The organism is Pelistega ratti, assembly GCF_009833965.1.
Classification (GTDB): Bacteria; Pseudomonadota; Gammaproteobacteria; order Burkholderiales; family Burkholderiaceae_B; genus Taylorella; species Taylorella ratti.
Genome location: NZ_CP047165.1, coordinates 1282025 through 1297107, shown reverse-complemented (window position 1 = coordinate 1297107; position 15083 = coordinate 1282025). Strand labels below are relative to the sequence as shown.

The 15083-nt window shown below is 36.7% G+C and carries 15 protein-coding genes; 10 read left to right on the top strand and 5 right to left on the bottom strand.

Annotation, left to right across the window (positions count from 1 at the left end; all coding sequences use genetic code 11):
• Window positions 1–392: 392 nt before the first annotated feature.
• Both F9B76_RS05585 and def read right to left on the bottom strand, forming a co-directional pair.
• Window positions 393–1586, bottom strand: coding sequence for an amino acid aminotransferase (locus F9B76_RS05585; RefSeq protein ID WP_159991226.1), 1194 nt, complete (start codon window positions 1584–1586; stop codon window positions 393–395).
• Between the two features lie 275 nt (window positions 1587–1861).
• The gene (gene def, locus F9B76_RS05580; RefSeq protein WP_159991225.1) at window positions 1862–2368 is read right to left on the bottom strand and encodes a peptide deformylase; all 507 of its coding nucleotides are present in this window, start codon (window positions 2366–2368) and stop codon (window positions 1862–1864) included.
• Between the two features lie 135 nt (window positions 2369–2503).
• On the opposite strand from def, the gene dprA reads away from it, so the two are divergent.
• Both dprA and F9B76_RS05570 read left to right on the top strand, forming a co-directional pair.
• A complete protein-coding gene (dprA, locus tag F9B76_RS05575; RefSeq protein WP_159991224.1) occupies window positions 2504–3652 on the top strand; it encodes a DNA-processing protein DprA in 1149 nt (382 codons plus the stop codon).
• 224 nt (window positions 3653–3876) lie between these two features.
• Window positions 3877–4161 carry a putative quinol monooxygenase gene (locus tag F9B76_RS05570; protein WP_159991223.1) on the top strand — a complete coding sequence of 95 codons (285 nt, stop codon included), beginning with the start codon at window positions 3877–3879 and terminating at the stop codon, window positions 4159–4161.
• A gap of 197 nt (window positions 4162–4358) precedes the next feature.
• Here F9B76_RS05570 and F9B76_RS05565 read toward each other — a convergent pair whose 3' ends face one another.
• From F9B76_RS05565 to thiD, 3 genes are all read right to left on the bottom strand, one after another.
• Window positions 4359–5282 carry a cation diffusion facilitator family transporter gene (locus F9B76_RS05565; RefSeq protein ID WP_159991222.1) on the bottom strand — a complete coding sequence of 308 codons (924 nt, stop codon included), beginning with the start codon at window positions 5280–5282 and terminating at the stop codon, window positions 4359–4361.
• Between the two features lie 399 nt (window positions 5283–5681).
• Entirely contained in the window at window positions 5682–6359 is a 678-nt protein-coding gene (locus F9B76_RS05560; RefSeq protein WP_159991221.1) for a protein-L-isoaspartate O-methyltransferase family protein, read from the bottom strand.
• 240 nt (window positions 6360–6599) lie between these two features.
• On the bottom strand, window positions 6600–7415 hold the full coding sequence (thiD, locus tag F9B76_RS05555; protein WP_159991220.1) for a bifunctional hydroxymethylpyrimidine kinase/phosphomethylpyrimidine kinase: 816 nt from the start codon (window positions 7413–7415) through the stop codon (window positions 6600–6602).
• Window positions 7416–7721: 306 nt separating this feature from the next.
• Here thiD and ppk2 point away from each other — a divergent pair, with 306 nt between their 5' ends.
• The 8 genes from ppk2 (at window position 7722) to F9B76_RS05515 (ending at window position 15037) form a co-directional block, all read left to right on the top strand.
• Window positions 7722–8825, top strand: a complete 1104-nt coding sequence (gene ppk2 / locus F9B76_RS05550; RefSeq protein ID WP_159991219.1) for a polyphosphate kinase 2 — start codon at window positions 7722–7724, stop codon at window positions 8823–8825.
• A gap of 292 nt (window positions 8826–9117) precedes the next feature.
• A complete protein-coding gene (gene gorA / locus F9B76_RS05545) occupies window positions 9118–10470 on the top strand; it encodes a glutathione-disulfide reductase (protein WP_159991218.1) in 1353 nt (450 codons plus the stop codon).
• Window positions 10470–11714 carry a mechanosensitive ion channel family protein gene (locus F9B76_RS05540; protein WP_159991217.1) on the top strand — a complete coding sequence of 415 codons (1245 nt, stop codon included), beginning with the start codon at window positions 10470–10472 and terminating at the stop codon, window positions 11712–11714. The genes gorA and F9B76_RS05540 overlap by 1 nt, the downstream gene beginning before the upstream one ends.
• Before the next feature lie 9 nt (window positions 11715–11723).
• Entirely contained in the window at window positions 11724–12734 is a 1011-nt protein-coding gene (locus F9B76_RS05535) for an asparaginase (RefSeq protein ID WP_159991216.1), read from the top strand.
• Window positions 12735–12747: 13 nt separating this feature from the next.
• Window positions 12748–12936 (top strand): hypothetical protein, encoded by a 189-nt coding sequence (locus F9B76_RS05530; RefSeq protein WP_159991215.1) that lies wholly within the window; start codon window positions 12748–12750, stop codon window positions 12934–12936.
• Between the two features lie 253 nt (window positions 12937–13189).
• Window positions 13190–13843, top strand: a complete 654-nt coding sequence (queC, locus tag F9B76_RS05525; protein ID WP_159991214.1) for a 7-cyano-7-deazaguanine synthase QueC — start codon at window positions 13190–13192, stop codon at window positions 13841–13843.
• Window positions 13844–13845: 2 nt separating this feature from the next.
• Window positions 13846–14274 (top strand): 6-carboxytetrahydropterin synthase QueD, encoded by a 429-nt coding sequence (gene queD / locus F9B76_RS05520; RefSeq protein WP_159991213.1) that lies wholly within the window; start codon window positions 13846–13848, stop codon window positions 14272–14274.
• Window positions 14264–15037: a 7-carboxy-7-deazaguanine synthase QueE gene (locus tag F9B76_RS05515; RefSeq protein WP_243140612.1), complete on the top strand. Its 774-nt coding sequence runs from the start codon at window positions 14264–14266 to the stop codon at window positions 15035–15037. The genes queD and F9B76_RS05515 overlap by 11 nt, the downstream gene beginning before the upstream one ends.
• Window positions 15038–15083 lie beyond the last annotated feature (46 nt).

Sequence of the window (15083 nt, the reverse complement as noted above, 5' to 3'; positions counted from 1 at the left end):
AGAAACGGCTAAAACGTGTGCGTATAACTACAACGTGCACAAGAAATGGCTAAAACGTGTGTACATGACTTATTTTATATTCCTAAAATAGTTAAATAGTGTGGCTATCCCTAGCATAAATAATAAGAATATTATTCTTAAATGGGCTTTATTATCTTGTTATAGATAGATGGAAAATGATAAGCAAAGTATGGTAGTGTATATCTTTATCTTAAACTTATTAGAATGTTATGCTTCTATGTTTAAGTCTATTAAACCTATAAAATATCTATTTATTTAGTCAATATATTCACTGCTGTAGAAGAAATAGAATAGATAAGCAATACTTTGTATATAACAAAAAAGAGAAATAGTTAAATAGACTATTTCTCTTTTTTAGATAGAGATAGGTTTTAAGCAAGTACCTCTGCAATGGCATTTGCTACATACTCAATATTGCTTGTATTTAACCCTGCTATACACATACGTCCAGAGCCGACTAGGTAAATGGCAAATTCATCTTGTAAGCGTTGAACTTGTTCGGGTGTTAAACCTGTATAACTAAACATACCACGTTGTTGGATAAAATACTCAAATGAACGATGAGGTAGTTTTGTTTTAAGTGTTTGGTATAGTTGTTGACGCATAGTTTTAATCCGTTCTCGCATTTGCGCAACTTCTTGTTCCCACTCTTGGAAAAGTGCTGGAGTATTGATGACTTGAGCCGTAATATAAGCACCATGAGAAGGGGGGCTAGAGTAAATACGGCGAACACCTGCTTTAAGCTGACCAAAGACTAATTGCGCTTCTTCTGTTGAGGGGCAAACAACACTAAGACCACCAACACGTTCACCATATAGTGATAGATTTTTAGAAAAAGAGTTACTAACAAAAAATGATAAGCCCATCTCAATCGCTTTATGAATAGCATAGGCATCTTTTTCAAAACTATCACCAAAGCCTTGATAAGCAATATCCATAAAAGGAATCAGTTTATTGGTTTGGATAATCTGGAGTACCTCATCCCATTGTTGAGGATTGAGATCTACGCCTGTTGGGTTATGACAGCAAGGGTGTAGGATAAGGATACTATCTGCTGGTAGTGTTTTGAAGAAGCTAACCATTTCTTCAAATTTAACACTAATGGTTTGAGCATCATAGTAAGGATATGTGCTAACACTAAATCCCGCTCCTTCAAAAATACTCTTATGGTTATCCCATGTAGGATCGCTTACATAGACTTTAGCATGAGGAAACCATTGATGGAGAAAATCAGCGCCTATTTTGAGTGCGCCTGATCCACCGATAGTTTGAATAGTGGCAATACGGTTGTTAAGTAAAGCAGGGTTGTTTTTTCCAAAAACAAAATGTTGAATAGCTTGTCGGTAGCTTGCTAAACCTTCCATGGGTAGATAGCTACGCGGTTGTGCTTCTCTTGCACGCTCAATTTCTGCGGTACGTACACATGATAAAACGGGTAGTTTACCTTTTTCATCAAAATAAATACCAATGCTGAGATTAACTTTATGGGGGCGAGGATCAGCATTAAACTTATCAACTAAACCTAAAATGGGATCCCCTGCATAGTAAGCAACATGTTGGAACATAAATACCTCTTTTTATATCAAAGATTATTTGAAATTCAAAATAATAAATAATTTTTTAATTTATAAAAGATATTTTACATGAAAGAAAAATTATTGATTCAGATGATAGTATAAAACACTAAAGTAGTACAGAACTACCGCTGATATATTATATGTTCAAAGTACTTACTTTGCTTGACGCTAAAATTTTTTAATACTATTAATATGGTTTTCTTGTTTAGCAAAAAAATCTCTGAAAACAGATAATAAATAGCTTTCAGAGATTAACCTTTTGATTATGCTTGTTGTTTAGCTTGTTTTTTAATTTTTGTCTTGATACGACTTTGTTTTAAAGCAGATAATCGTTCAATAAATACTTTACCCATTAGGTGATCTAATTCATGTTGAACGCATACAGCTAGTAATCCTTCTGCATGGAATTCGTATTCTTCACCTTTTTCATTGAGCGCTTTTACTTTTACTTTAGCAGAGCGAGTTACTTTATCGTAAATCCCAGGGACAGATAAACACCCTTCTTCATAGATAATGGTATCTTCACTTTTCCATGTAATTTCAGGATTAATCAGTACGCGTAAATCATTACCTTCTTCTGATACGTCAATAACGACAATACGCTCATGTATATCTACTTGTGTGGCAGCTAAACCTACACCAGAAGACTCATACATTGTCTCTGTCATATCTTTGACAACTTGACGAATGCGGTCATCAACCTTTTCAACGGGTTTTGCAACAGTATGTAGGCGTGCATCAGGATAATGTAAGATAGGAAGTAATGCCATAATGAATAATAATCGTATCAATAAAAAAGAGATTATAGTAGAAATACGAATGGATAAGTTGATTCATCACCATATTAAAAAGGATAAATCAATTTTATAATAAGTATATTTTCCTAAATTTCAAGGGATTTGTTTATGCAAAATACAGCAGTCTTATCAGATGAGGAGCTAAATGCTTGGTTACGTTTAACCCTAGAGCCAGGAGTTGGTTCGGTGACAGCTAAGAATTTATTACTTCGGTTTGGTCTGCCGCAAGCCATTTTTGAAGCAAAATATATGGCGTTAATAACCGTTGTGGGTGAACAGTTAGCCCGTCAGCTAAGTGCACCATGCTCATCTGAAATACTAGCAAAGATTGAACAAACTAAGGAATGGTTGCAAAAAAAAGATCATTATCTCTTAACATTAGCTGATAAGCATTACCCTCAATCTTTATTGGATACACATGATCCCCCAGTCGTGCTTTATGTTGATGGTCAATTAGCGGCTTTTCAGAAACCAGCTTTAGCGATAGTGGGTTCACGAAATGCTACTCTGGGAGGAGTACAAAATGCACATGCTTTTGCAAAATATCTTGCTCAACAAGGATGGAGTATTATTAGTGGTTTAGCCTTAGGTATTGATGCAGCAGCTCATGAGGGGGCACTTGCTTCAGGTCAAGAAGGGGCAACGATTGCCATTATGGGAACAGGAATTAACCGTTTATATCCAGCAGAACACAAAAACTTAGCTTTGCGTATTCGGGAACAAGGGACTTTAGTCACAGAGTTTCCCTTGGATACACGCTCACAAGCATTTCATTTTCCGATGCGTAATCGTATTGTAGCAGGGCTATCCAAAGGTGTTGTTGTGGTAGAGGCAGCTCAAAAAAGTGGTTCTTTAATTACGGCTCAATTGGCAAGTGAAATGGGGAAAGATGTTTTTGCCATTCCTGGTTCAATTCATTCTCCTTTGTCTCGTGGTTGTCATCGTTTAATACGGCAGGGGGCAAAATTAGTTGAAACAGGGCAAGATATTTTAGAAGAGTTAGGCTACCCTATTCATCATAAAGCACCAGAACCTGATGCAAAACAATCGAATAAAGAAATAGACCCTATCAATCAACAATTATTGGATTTAATGGGATTTGATCCAACGGAATTAATGGCGTTACAACAAGCTTCTTCTCTTGCGTTAGATGAGATAGCGGCTCGTTTGTTACAAATGGAATTAGATGGATGGATTATTCGATTGCGTGATGGTCGGTATCAGCAAGTGCATTTGGCAAATCATCTACTTGATTGATAAGGTTACAAGCCAAATAATTAGGAGGTGTACAAATTAGTGTATGCCATTTTGCTTAGAGGATACACTATATTATCAGGATTATTAGGTGATGTTATGATAGCTTGAATGACAATATCAGTATTATATTGTTTCAAGTAGTTTGGACGGTAGTAGAGCCATTTTTAATGCGTAAAAATAGTGATAGAATTAACTAATTCTTTATGATTAAAAAGGAGTAAATAATGATTGGTGTTTACGCAATTTGCCAAGTAAAGCAAGGCTTTGAAGCAAAATTTGAAAATTTGGTAAAACAGTTTATTTCTGAAAGTCGAACTCATGTAGGTTGCCAAAGCTATGATTGTGGTGTTGTTTCAGGAAAAGAAAGACATTATTGTTTTATTGAACGCTGGACAAGTCAAGTGGAGTTAGATGCTCATCTGAACTCTTTATTTTTTCAACAGAATGCGCCTAAACTAGAAGAAATGTTGGAAAATGGTTTAGATATTAATATTGTAAATTTTATCTAAATAAGCGATAGAGAATTAATTTTTACTTAGTTTTTTCTTTATTTATTCATCTAATCGTATCATATTTTTAATCAAGAAAAGAGGTATCTTAATGATGCTTAGAAGGATTAAGATACCTTGGTTTATATAAAAGTGTTAGAAGTTTTCTGAGGTTTATTGTAATAGGGTTTTAATAAGCCCAATTGATAAGAAATTCTTTAATCTAAAGAATGATGATCTGTAGAAATAGGATCAAAATGTGTTGTCACATCAATAATATTACCTTTTGCTTTTAAGCGATGGCTAACAGCTAATCCTATATCATGTGCTGTTTTAATAGTGGTTTCTTCAGGAAACTCTAAATGTACCTCAACATGGATAAAATCACCAGATTTTCGTGTTTTGAGCTGATGAAATTGAATAACCCCTTCGGTCTGTTGAATGATTTTAGCTATTTCTTGCTGTTCCTCTGGGCTAACGGCAAGATCGCTTAGGGTTTGTAAAGCATTCCATGTAAATTGAAGCCCCATATGAGCAATCATTGCACCAACTAATAAGGCAGCAACACTGTCTGCCCATAAAACCCCCATGATAGAGGCAATAATAGCAATAAAAACAATGAGTGAAGATAAAGCATCTGAGCGAGCGTGCCATGCATTCACTATCAGCATAGTAGAACCGACTTTTTTGCCAATCGCTAATAAATAACGAAATAAACCCTCTTTGGCAATGAGTACAAAAAGAGCAATAAAGAGGGCTGCATAGTGTATATCAGTTGGTGTTTTCTCACTTAATAAGAGCTGATGAACACTATTCCAAATCATCCCCAGACCAACGCTCAGTAATAATAAACCAATAAAGAAACTGGCTATATTTTCATAACGATAATGGCCGTGGGGGTGGTTTTCATCAGGAGGGATGTTAGCAAAACGATTTGCAATGAGTACGGCCGCATCAGAGATTAAATCAGATAGTGAATGAATAGCATCAGCTACTAACGCACTGGATGCCGTAAGATACCCTGTGATAATTTGTACAACGCATAAGAAAATATTAACAATAACACTTACCCATGTCGATTTGCTTGCCGCTTTTTGCCGTTGTATAGTGGCATTTATTGATGTGGAGGTTGTTGTATCCATATTAAATATTAAGTTATAGGGGACAGGAAATGTTATTTTACAATAGAAAAGAGAGGATAAATCTTCCTCTTTCTAATAGTAATCATACAAAAGAATGGCTTATTAAGAAAGGGATTTGCCTTTAATTTACTAGGGATAAATCAGTTACGAATTTAAAAGGTATCTCTTTTTAAAAAGATAGAAATATCATGCACAAAAGGGAATAGAATAACCATTCCCTTTTATCCTATTTTCTGTAGAATCGTCCCTTTGAGTATTTACCTTGGGGTGTTTTTTACTCTATAGGTTTTACCTTTGAAAATTTAAGTTTTAGGTAGCTTCTCTATTAGTTTCTGCTACTTCGTTTAATTTGAAGAAATACTAGTACGCATATTTAGAAAAAGTAGCAGTATAGCTTACTTAAAATTTAAAATGTGAAATATGGGGGCCATTTAGAGGTTTAATATAGGTCTCTAATAAATGCTCTTCCGTAAAATCAGTGGCACTTTGGCGAGTAACCCTCACTAAAGACATAGAAGGACCAGTACCAATGACGGCAACTAAACGTCCGCCTTCCGCGAGTTTATATTTTAAGGTATTTGATATTTCTGGTAATGAGCCAGTTACCACAATCGCATCAAACTCTGTTGTTCCCCAGCCATTTTGACCATCACCGATTTCTACCTTAACATTGGTGATATGGTTTTTTTGTAGATTAGCAATAGCAAATTGGGCAATCTTAGGATCAACCTCAACACTGGTAACATGTTTACAGAGTTGAGCAAGTAATGCTGCTTGAAAGCCACTACCTGTACCAATTTCAAGTACAGTATCTGAGGGAGCTAACTGAAGTGCCTCTGCTAAACGTGCCTCTAAAATAGGTGTTAGCATTGTTTCATTGGTTTTGATGCCTTCTACAACAATAGGAATCTCTGTATCGGTATAGGCGATATTTTGGTATTGTTCATCGACAAAAGCGTCCCGAGATAAAGTAGATAAGGTTTCTAATACTTTTTCATCTAAAATACCAGCAGGGCGGATTTGTTGTGCAATCATATTGAAACGACTTTTTTCTAATAAAGGAGATAGAGTACTCATAACAAACGCTTTAAAAATAAAAGTTAAACAGAGAAAATAGGCTTGTGTATCAAGAAATAGGCGATAAAACCATGTGTCATTAACGCTATCAAACAAGCCTTTCTTAAAATCTTATCACCCATTCTAACAAAAATACATCACTAAGGTTTTGTAATATTAGGCTTAAAGAGAATTATGATCTATCGGTGCTTTATTTGGGCTGATAACACCAAGCTATTTAGGGTTAAAGCATGATTTTACCTATTGAGACCATAAAGCATGAAAATGATGTATAGGGCCGTGACCATGACCAACGCTTAATTCATCAGCATGTTGAATAGATTGATAAATAAAATCAACTGCTTGCTGTGTTGCGAGAGGAATATTTTGTAATCGAGCCTGTAACGCACAAATGGCAGAAGAGAGGGAACAACCTGTTCCATGTGTATTTTTAGTTTGAATCTTGGAGTGTTGAATCTCTATCATTTTATCGCCATTAAACAGTAAATCTACTGTATCTTGGCTAGGAAGATGCCCTCCTTTAAGGAGTACCCATCGTTCATCAGAGCTAGCCATTCGTTTATGGAGTTTTTCCGCAAAATGATACATTTCCTTAATACTTTCTGGTGTGCTACTTTTGAGAATGACACCTGCTTCGGGTAAATTAGGCGTAATCATATGGGCTTGTGGTATTAATACCTCTATAAGAGAGGCAACGGCTTTTTCTTCAAGTAATAAATCACCACTTTTAGCGACCATAACGGGATCGAGTACAACAAAAGGAGGTTGATATTTTTCAAGACTATCTGCTACGGTATGAATAACGGGGGTCTGTCCTAACATACCAATTTTTACCCCGTCAATACGGACATCATGAAATAAGGTATCTATCTGTAAACGGATAAAATCAGGAGGGATAGGCTGAATGCCTGTTACATTCTGCGTATTTTGTGCGGTGAGTGCGGCAATAACTGCACAAGCAAAAGTGCCAAGAGCAGACATCGTTTTGACATCAGCAAGTGTTCCTGCTCCACCAGAAGGATCAACCCCAGCAATGGTTAATGTATTTTTAATCATACCTACCTCTTTGTAAAGTATTGTTTGGCATAAAGAAGTATCTTATTAAGCAATCGATTTTTACTGTTTTTTGCTTATCTTATCTTTATGCTAAGGGAGAATATACCTATACTTATTTTAACGTAAATAATCACGAGAAAGTAGAAAGTGTTAAAAACCCTTTTATAAAAGAGGTTTGTTAAGAAAGTTTTATCATTTTACATACTTTTTCATCAATTTTATAAACAAATAGGAGTAAAATGCGTTTAAAACACTCTTAAAAGAGATGTGGGATTATTTTTATTTCAACAAGCATAAGGAAAATCTATGGCAACAAAAAAAGTTACTAGTCGTCATGCTTCTGAGGGAGATATTGCGACAGGAAATACGAAAGCACAAACTCGCCGTAATGTTGTTAAAAATCGTGTTCGTGCCAGAATTGATAAAGAAAGTGCAGCAGTTGTTGGTGTACTGGATCAGGAGACAAACTCAACCAATGTGAAGAACCTTTTGGGTGGGTTATCTTTAGATGATAAAAGAGCACTATTTAAACTCTTACAAGAAGAAAAGCGTAAATTAGAAAGTGAAAAATCAGATAATCCTGATAATGAGTTAGTTGAGAACTGGCAAGAAATGGGTGTTTATCCTTATCGCTATTTAATGTCTCGCCGTAATTATGAGTTTCAAAAATATAATTTACAAGTTGAATTATTAAAACTTCAACAATGGGTGAAAGAAACAGGATCCCGAATTGTTATTTTGTTTGAAGGACGAGATGCCGCAGGTAAAGGGGGAACGATTAAACGCTTTATGGAGCATTTGAACCCCCGTACAGCACGTGTTGTTGCTCTTCAAAAACCAACTGAAACCGAGGCAGGGCAATGGTATTTCCAACGTTATGTGCAGCACTTACCTACAAAAGGGGAGATTGTACTCTTTGACCGTTCTTGGTATAACCGTGCAGGTGTAGAGCGTGTTATGGGATTCTGTACTGATGAAGAATATCAGGAGTTTATGCGTGAAGTGCCAGAGTTTGAGCGTAATCTTGTGCGTAGTGGTATCTCTTTAATTAAGTTTTGGTTCTCTGTAACAAGAGATGAACAGCGCCGTCGCTTCCGTGAGCGTAAATCACATCCTTTAAAACAATGGAAATTATCCCCTATTGATATGGCATCTTTAGATAAGTGGGATGATTATACGAAGGCAAAAGAAGCGATGTTCTTCCATACGGACACTAGTGATGCGCCGTGGACGGTGATTAAATCCAATTGTAAAAAACGTGCACGATTAAATGCTTTACGTTTTGTATTGCATCGTTTTACCTATAAGAATAAGAATATTGACAAGATTGGTAAGATAGATTCACTCATTGTTGGTCGTTCTAATGCGATGTATGAGACGGCTGATACTGACGTGTCTAAATCAAAGTAATTTTACCGTTATAGTATAAAAAACGCCTTTTGTAAGGCGTTTTTTGCTGGTATATATGGAGTGATAATATTCTTTAATATTTGAAATTTCCCCGAATGAGGATTGAGGGACTATAGCAAAAATAGGGTGTGTTTTCTGACAGATAGTTTATATTTAGCCAAAATTACTGGTATTTTAAATATAAAAAATGCTTGGCATCTCTATCTGTTTCCCTTTATCAATATATCGCAGAGTTTATAAAAATTGAGTAAAATACAGGGTTACAAAAGAACATTGGTTTTATTGTGGAGTTATGAAGATGGATTTTGATTTATTAGTGATTGGTGCTGGAAGTGGTGGTGTTAGAGCTTCTCGTATGGCAGCTGCCAAAGGTGTAAAAGTAGCGGTTGTAGAAAGTACCTTTTTAGGAGGTACATGTGTCAATGTAGGATGTATCCCTAAAAAACTATATAGCTATGCCTCTAGTTTTCCTGGTGCGTTTAGTTCAGCGGAAGGATTTGGCTGGAGTCAAGTATCCTCTACATTAGATTGGGAAAAACTTAAACATAATCGCGCGGCTGAAATTGCTCGTCTTAATGAGGTATATGGTAATTTACTTAAAAACTCTGGTGTGCAATTACTAAAAGGACATGGTGCATTAGTTGATGCTAATACCGTAAAAGTAGGGGAAAAGACTTATACGGCTAAACATATTCTTATTGCCACGGGTGGTTGGCCTGTTGTTCCTGATATTCCTGGTAAAGAATTAGCGATTACGTCTAATGAAGTATTTGATTTGCCTGTATTTCCTAAGCGTTTATTAATTGTTGGGGGTGGTTATATTGCCAGTGAATTTGCCTCTATTTTTAATGGATTAGGTGCTAAAGTCATCCAAGTATATCGATCTGAAAAAATCCTTCGCTCTTTTGATGAAGATTTACAAGATTTTGTGATGCAAGAAATGATAAAACACGGGGTGGATTTACGTGTGAATAGCGATATTGCCTCATTAGAAAAAACCGCTACGGGTATTTTGGCAACGTTTAAAGATGGTCGTACGGAAGAAGTGGATCAAGTCTTTTTTGCAACAGGTCGCCGTCCTAATACCAAAGGATTAAATCTAGAGGCACTTGGTATCCAAACAGGTAAACGAGGTGAAATACTGGTTGATGAACATTTTAGAACCAATATTCCATCTATTTATGCGGTAGGTGATGTAGTCGGTCATTTAGACTTAACACCAGTTGCTTTGGCTGAAGGTATGGTAGTAGTTGATACCCTATTTGGTGATGGTACACGTCAGATGAGCTATGATAATATTCCAACGGCTATTTTTACGACACCGAATGTGGCTACGGTTGGATTGAGTGAAGCACAAGCCCGTGAAAAATATGGTGATATTCTGATTTTCCGCTCTGATTTTAAAGCACTTAAACATACCATGACAGGTAAAAATGAGCGTACCTTAATGAAATTAATTGTTGATAAAGCCAGTGATAAGGTTGTTGGTGTTCATATGGTAGGTGATGAGGCTGGTGAAATTATTCAAGGGTTTGCGGTTGCCCTCAAAGCAGGTGCAACAAAAGCGATTTTTGATAGTACCATTGGAATTCACCCAACCGCAGCAGAAGAGTTTGTTACGATGCGTACCCCTGTGGAGAAATAATGCAAGTTCAAATTAAAGAATGGTTATTGGCAAATAATATTACCTTTTATACCGATCATCTCTCAGTTGGTTTGGTTGCTTTAGGATTGATTATTGCTGCTTTTGTTATTTATTACGTTGCCTATCTATTGACACGGCGCTTATTGCAAAAAGTATGTGTCAATTCACGTTTTATCTTTTTAAGACGTTTAGGAGAGACCAAGCTATTTGTCTATATTAATTATTTATTGGTCTCTTTAGTGATTAATAAATTAGCACAAATATGGTTTGAACCTGGTGTAGTACGTAGTATTGCTGAAGTTTCAACAGAGAGTTGGACATTACTGATTGTTTTATTTATCAGTTTTGCACTCTTAGATACTTTAACCAAGTGGTGTTTTGATCGTGGATTTGCGACACACTTCCCCGTAAGAGGGTTGGTGCAGACGCTTAAAATACTCATTTCAATTGGTATTGGTATCAGTATTATCTCTATCCTTATTGGACAATCGCCATTGATTATTCTCTCTGGTATGGGAGCTATGACGGCTGTCTTAATGCTCGTATTTAAAGACCCTATTTTGGGACTTGTTGCAGGGATTCAGTTATCGGCTAATAATATGCTGAATTTAGGTGATTGGTTAGAAATGAGTAAATACAATGCTGATGGTTCAGTGATTGATATTGGGCTGACAACAGTTAAGGTACAAAATTGGGATAATACTATTACAACCATTCCGACCTATGCCTTGATTTCTGACTCTTTCAAAAATTGGCGCGGAATGACAGAGTCTGGTGGCCGTCGTATTAAACGAGCGATTATGATTGATGCTAGTTCAGTGCATTTTATTTCAGAAGAAGATGTCTCTCGTTTAACGAAGAGCCCTTTATTAGCTGAATATATTATTACTAAATCGGGCGAGCTTGAAGAGGCGAATAAAACGGCTGACTTATCGTTACGATTAAATGGCAGACGATTAACCAATATTGGTACTTTCCGTGCCTATTTAGTGCGTTATCTCAAAAACCATCCTAAGATTCGTCAAGATTTAACGGTTATGGTGAGACAATTAGCACCAACCTCAGAGGGTATTCCACTAGAAATATATTGTTTTAGTAATGATGTGGCTTGGGTAAACTATGAGGATATTCAATCGGATATTTTTGATCATATTTTTGCAGTAGTGAGTGAATTTGACTTACGTATTTATCAGAATCCAACGGGCTATGATATGCGAGAAGCATTTGCACAACACATACAATAGGACAGAGAGATGACAAAGCGTATGGTGGCAGTCGGTACACTGGGTGGTACTATTACAATGACGGCTAAGGATAATGAGAAAGGTGTTAGCTCTACATTGGGTGCGGAACAACTTGTCGCTAGTGTACCGGGACTTTCGGCACTTTCTGTTGATCTTCGCCTTCATACTTTGGCAAATTTGGCGAGTGGCTCTATTCAATTTGAACACTTATTTGCTGCTTTAACATGGGCAAAACAACAAATTGATAGTGGTGCGTCTGGTGTGGTACTGGTACAAGGAACGGATACTTTAGAAGAGTCAGCTTTCTTTCTTGATTTATATTGGCCCTATGCTGCCCCGCTTGTTTTAACAGGAGCAATGCGTTCTCCAAATAAAGCAGGTGCAGATGGTCCTGCTAATCTATTAGCAGCGATTCAAGTCGCAATGAGTCCAAAGGTACGAAATCATGGTGTTGTGGTTGTAATGAATGATGAAATTCACCAAGCACGATTTGTGAAAAAAGCCCATACTGTATCATTAGCAACATTTACTTCTCCTGTATTTGGACCTTTAGGTTATATACAAGAGGGGGGTGTTCGAATATTTCGTGCGCCTAGTGAAAGAGCAATTTTACCTGTACCTAGCCAAACCAGTGATAAGGTATTGCTGATTGAAACAGTACTGGATGAAGCGACAGAGCTATATTCTGCTTTACCGTCACTTAATTATCAAGGTTTAGTTATTGCAGGGGTAGGTAGTGGTCATGTTTCTGAAAAAGTGCGAGATACTTTACCGCCTATCATCCAGAAAATGCCTGTTATTATGACCTCTCGGACAGGCTCAGGTAGCACCACCAATGCGGTGTATGGTTATAAGGGTGCAGAAGTTGATTTGCAGCAACTTGGTGTAATAATGGCTGGCTTTTTATGCCCTCGTAAGACTCGCTTATTACTGAGTGCTATTCTATGGGCAACGCAAGGCAATCGTCAGCAGGTTGAGCAGGCTTTACAAAAATATCTGCATCTTTACAATGCGTATTAATGGGAGAGAGTAAATGTGGTTATACCTTATGTTGGGCGTTGGTCTAGTGCTTGCAACACTTGTATTTCATTGGCTAATATGGAATCTTTGGATAAAACCTAAGTTGAATAAATATGCACAAGAAATTGAGCAACAGGTGAAAGTGCAAGAGGATAAAATCTCAGCGAATAAGGCAAGTGTAATAGATATAACAGAGCGGTAATGTATCGTTATTAGGTAAATGGTGAATGCAGATAGTCGTTTGCCTAACTTACCGCTACAGGAAAAGGGTAAATAGGTATCATTTTCTGCTGTATCGTTAATGAATAGTAAGCGTATAAGGTAAGTACGTGCTAAAAGATAGAATACACGATAACTATTCGTTATAATACTTGTTTATTTATGCATGGTTCGCAATCCTCCCATGCCGTTATGTGTTTTATCACGATAACGAAATCAAAACTAAGGAACTTATCATGTCTCAAGAAAAAGCCTTGGTCATCTTTTCAGGTGGTCAGGATTCAACAACCTGTTTATTACAGGCAATTGCCACTTATGGCAAAGAAAATGTTCAAACCATTAGTTTCGCCTATGGTCAACGCCATGCCATTGAATTAGAAAAAGCAAAGTGGATCGCTCAAGATTTAGGTGTTCCCCAAACTATTCTTGATTTATCGCTTATTCAGCAGATTACGGATAATGCGTTGATGAATAATACAGCGACCATTCAATCAGATACAAAAGGTATGCCAAATACCTTTGTAGATGGACGTAACGCTTTATTTATCTTATATGCAGCAATTTATGCGAAATCCCAAGCAATTAAACATATTATTGTTGGGGTCTGTGAAACGGATTTTAGTGGTTATCCTGATTGTCGAGATGTTTTTATCAAATCCATGAATGTTACCCTTAATCTGGCGATGGATTATGCTTTTCAGTTGCATACGCCTTTAATGTATTTAACAAAAGCACAAACATGGGCATTGGCAGATAGTTTGGGTTATTTAGACTATATCAGAGAGCATACACATACTTGTTACCTTGGTGTTGTAGGGGGGTGTGGTGAATGCCCTAGTTGCCAACTTCGTAACCAAGGATTAATGACGTATTTAGCGACAAAAGAGTAAAGATGAAAGTTGTTAAAGTATTTACATTTGATAGTTCACATCTACTAGACGGGCATGATGGGAAGTGTAAGAACTTGCATGGACATACCTATAAATTGGAAGTAGAGGTTAGTGGTAAGCTCCATGATAGTGGGCCTAAAGAGGGTATGGTGATTGACTTTAGTGATTTAAAAGCCGTAGTCAAAACACATATTGTCGATAAAATGGATCATGCCTTTCTATATAACCAATATAATGAAAGAGAAGCCACTATCGCCAAAATGCTAGAAGAATGGCAATTAAAGACCTATGCACTAACACAAAGAACAACCGCTGAGGTGATGAGCCGCCATATTTTTAAGGTACTTCAATCCCATCAACTACCTGTTACACGCGTACGGTTATGGGAAACACCAAACTCTTATAGTGAGTATGATGAAAATGATGGTTAAGTCTCCTATCATGCTTAAACCTGTGATGACTTCTTCCCCTTCTTTTCGTATTGTTGAGATTTTTGAGAGTTTACAGGGAGAAGGGCATAACACAGGAATGCCTGCCATTTTTATTCGTTTAGGGCGATGTAGTCTAGCCTGTTCATGGTGCGATACGGATTATTTACGATATCAGCATATGAGTATAGATGATATTTTTCAAGCAATAGCGACTTATACAGCAAAAAATATCATTATTACTGGAGGAGAGCCTAGTATTCATCCTCATTTAGAGGTGTTGCTGTCTGCACTGAAAGCAAAAGGGTATTTTTTATGTATTGAAAGTAATGCCTTACATACTATTTCACCGCTTATTGATTATATTGCTGTCAGCCCTAAATATTGCTATGAAGAACGTTATGAAAAAGACTGTATTGCTCAAGCAGATGAGGTAAGAATTGTCGTAGATATTTTTAAAATAGGGCAACCTGTTACGACAGAGACAAAGGAATCATCACAATATGAACCACCTCTAGCACCAGAACAAATTCAACTTGCTCAAGCACGGTTTATCGCATGGTGTCAGCATATTACGAATAAAATTCAGGCAAAACATTATTTTTTATCGCCTTTGGAAGAAGGGGGGCAGATGAATATTTTGCAAACATTGGCATTAATAGGGCAATTAAATGCACGAAATGAAGAAGAAAAGCACGCCAAAGAAACCATAAAACCACACTGGCAATTGAGCTTGCAAACGCATAAATTAGCGAATATACAGTAAAGGAGCGTTTAATTTTATTTCTAAATAATAAGAAAAGAGTTGCCAC

Excerpts from the sequence above, each read along its gene's own strand:
- F9B76_RS05585 (WP_159991226.1), bottom strand. The coding sequence starts at position 1,586 with ATGTTCCAACATGTTGCTTACTATGCAGGGGATCCCATTTTAGGTTTA.
- def (WP_159991225.1), bottom strand. The coding sequence starts at position 2,368 with ATGGCATTACTTCCTATCTTACATTATCCTGATGCACGCCTACATACT.
- dprA (WP_159991224.1), top strand. The coding sequence starts at position 2,504 with ATGCAAAATACAGCAGTCTTATCAGATGAGGAGCTAAATGCTTGGTTA.
- F9B76_RS05570 (WP_159991223.1), top strand. The coding sequence starts at position 3,877 with ATGATTGGTGTTTACGCAATTTGCCAAGTAAAGCAAGGCTTTGAAGCA.
- F9B76_RS05565 (WP_159991222.1), bottom strand. The coding sequence starts at position 5,282 with ATGGATACAACAACCTCCACATCAATAAATGCCACTATACAACGGCAA.
- F9B76_RS05560 (WP_159991221.1), bottom strand. The coding sequence starts at position 6,359 with ATGAGTACTCTATCTCCTTTATTAGAAAAAAGTCGTTTCAATATGATT.
- thiD (WP_159991220.1), bottom strand. The coding sequence starts at position 7,415 with ATGATTAAAAATACATTAACCATTGCTGGGGTTGATCCTTCTGGTGGA.
- ppk2 (WP_159991219.1), top strand. The coding sequence starts at position 7,722 with ATGGCAACAAAAAAAGTTACTAGTCGTCATGCTTCTGAGGGAGATATT.
- gorA (WP_159991218.1), top strand. The coding sequence starts at position 9,118 with ATGAAGATGGATTTTGATTTATTAGTGATTGGTGCTGGAAGTGGTGGT.
- F9B76_RS05540 (WP_159991217.1), top strand. The coding sequence starts at position 10,470 with ATGCAAGTTCAAATTAAAGAATGGTTATTGGCAAATAATATTACCTTT.
- F9B76_RS05535 (WP_159991216.1), top strand. The coding sequence starts at position 11,724 with ATGACAAAGCGTATGGTGGCAGTCGGTACACTGGGTGGTACTATTACA.
- F9B76_RS05530 (WP_159991215.1), top strand. The coding sequence starts at position 12,748 with ATGTGGTTATACCTTATGTTGGGCGTTGGTCTAGTGCTTGCAACACTT.
- queC (WP_159991214.1), top strand. The coding sequence starts at position 13,190 with ATGTCTCAAGAAAAAGCCTTGGTCATCTTTTCAGGTGGTCAGGATTCA.
- queD (WP_159991213.1), top strand. The coding sequence starts at position 13,846 with ATGAAAGTTGTTAAAGTATTTACATTTGATAGTTCACATCTACTAGAC.
- F9B76_RS05515 (WP_243140612.1), top strand. The coding sequence starts at position 14,264 with ATGATGGTTAAGTCTCCTATCATGCTTAAACCTGTGATGACTTCTTCC.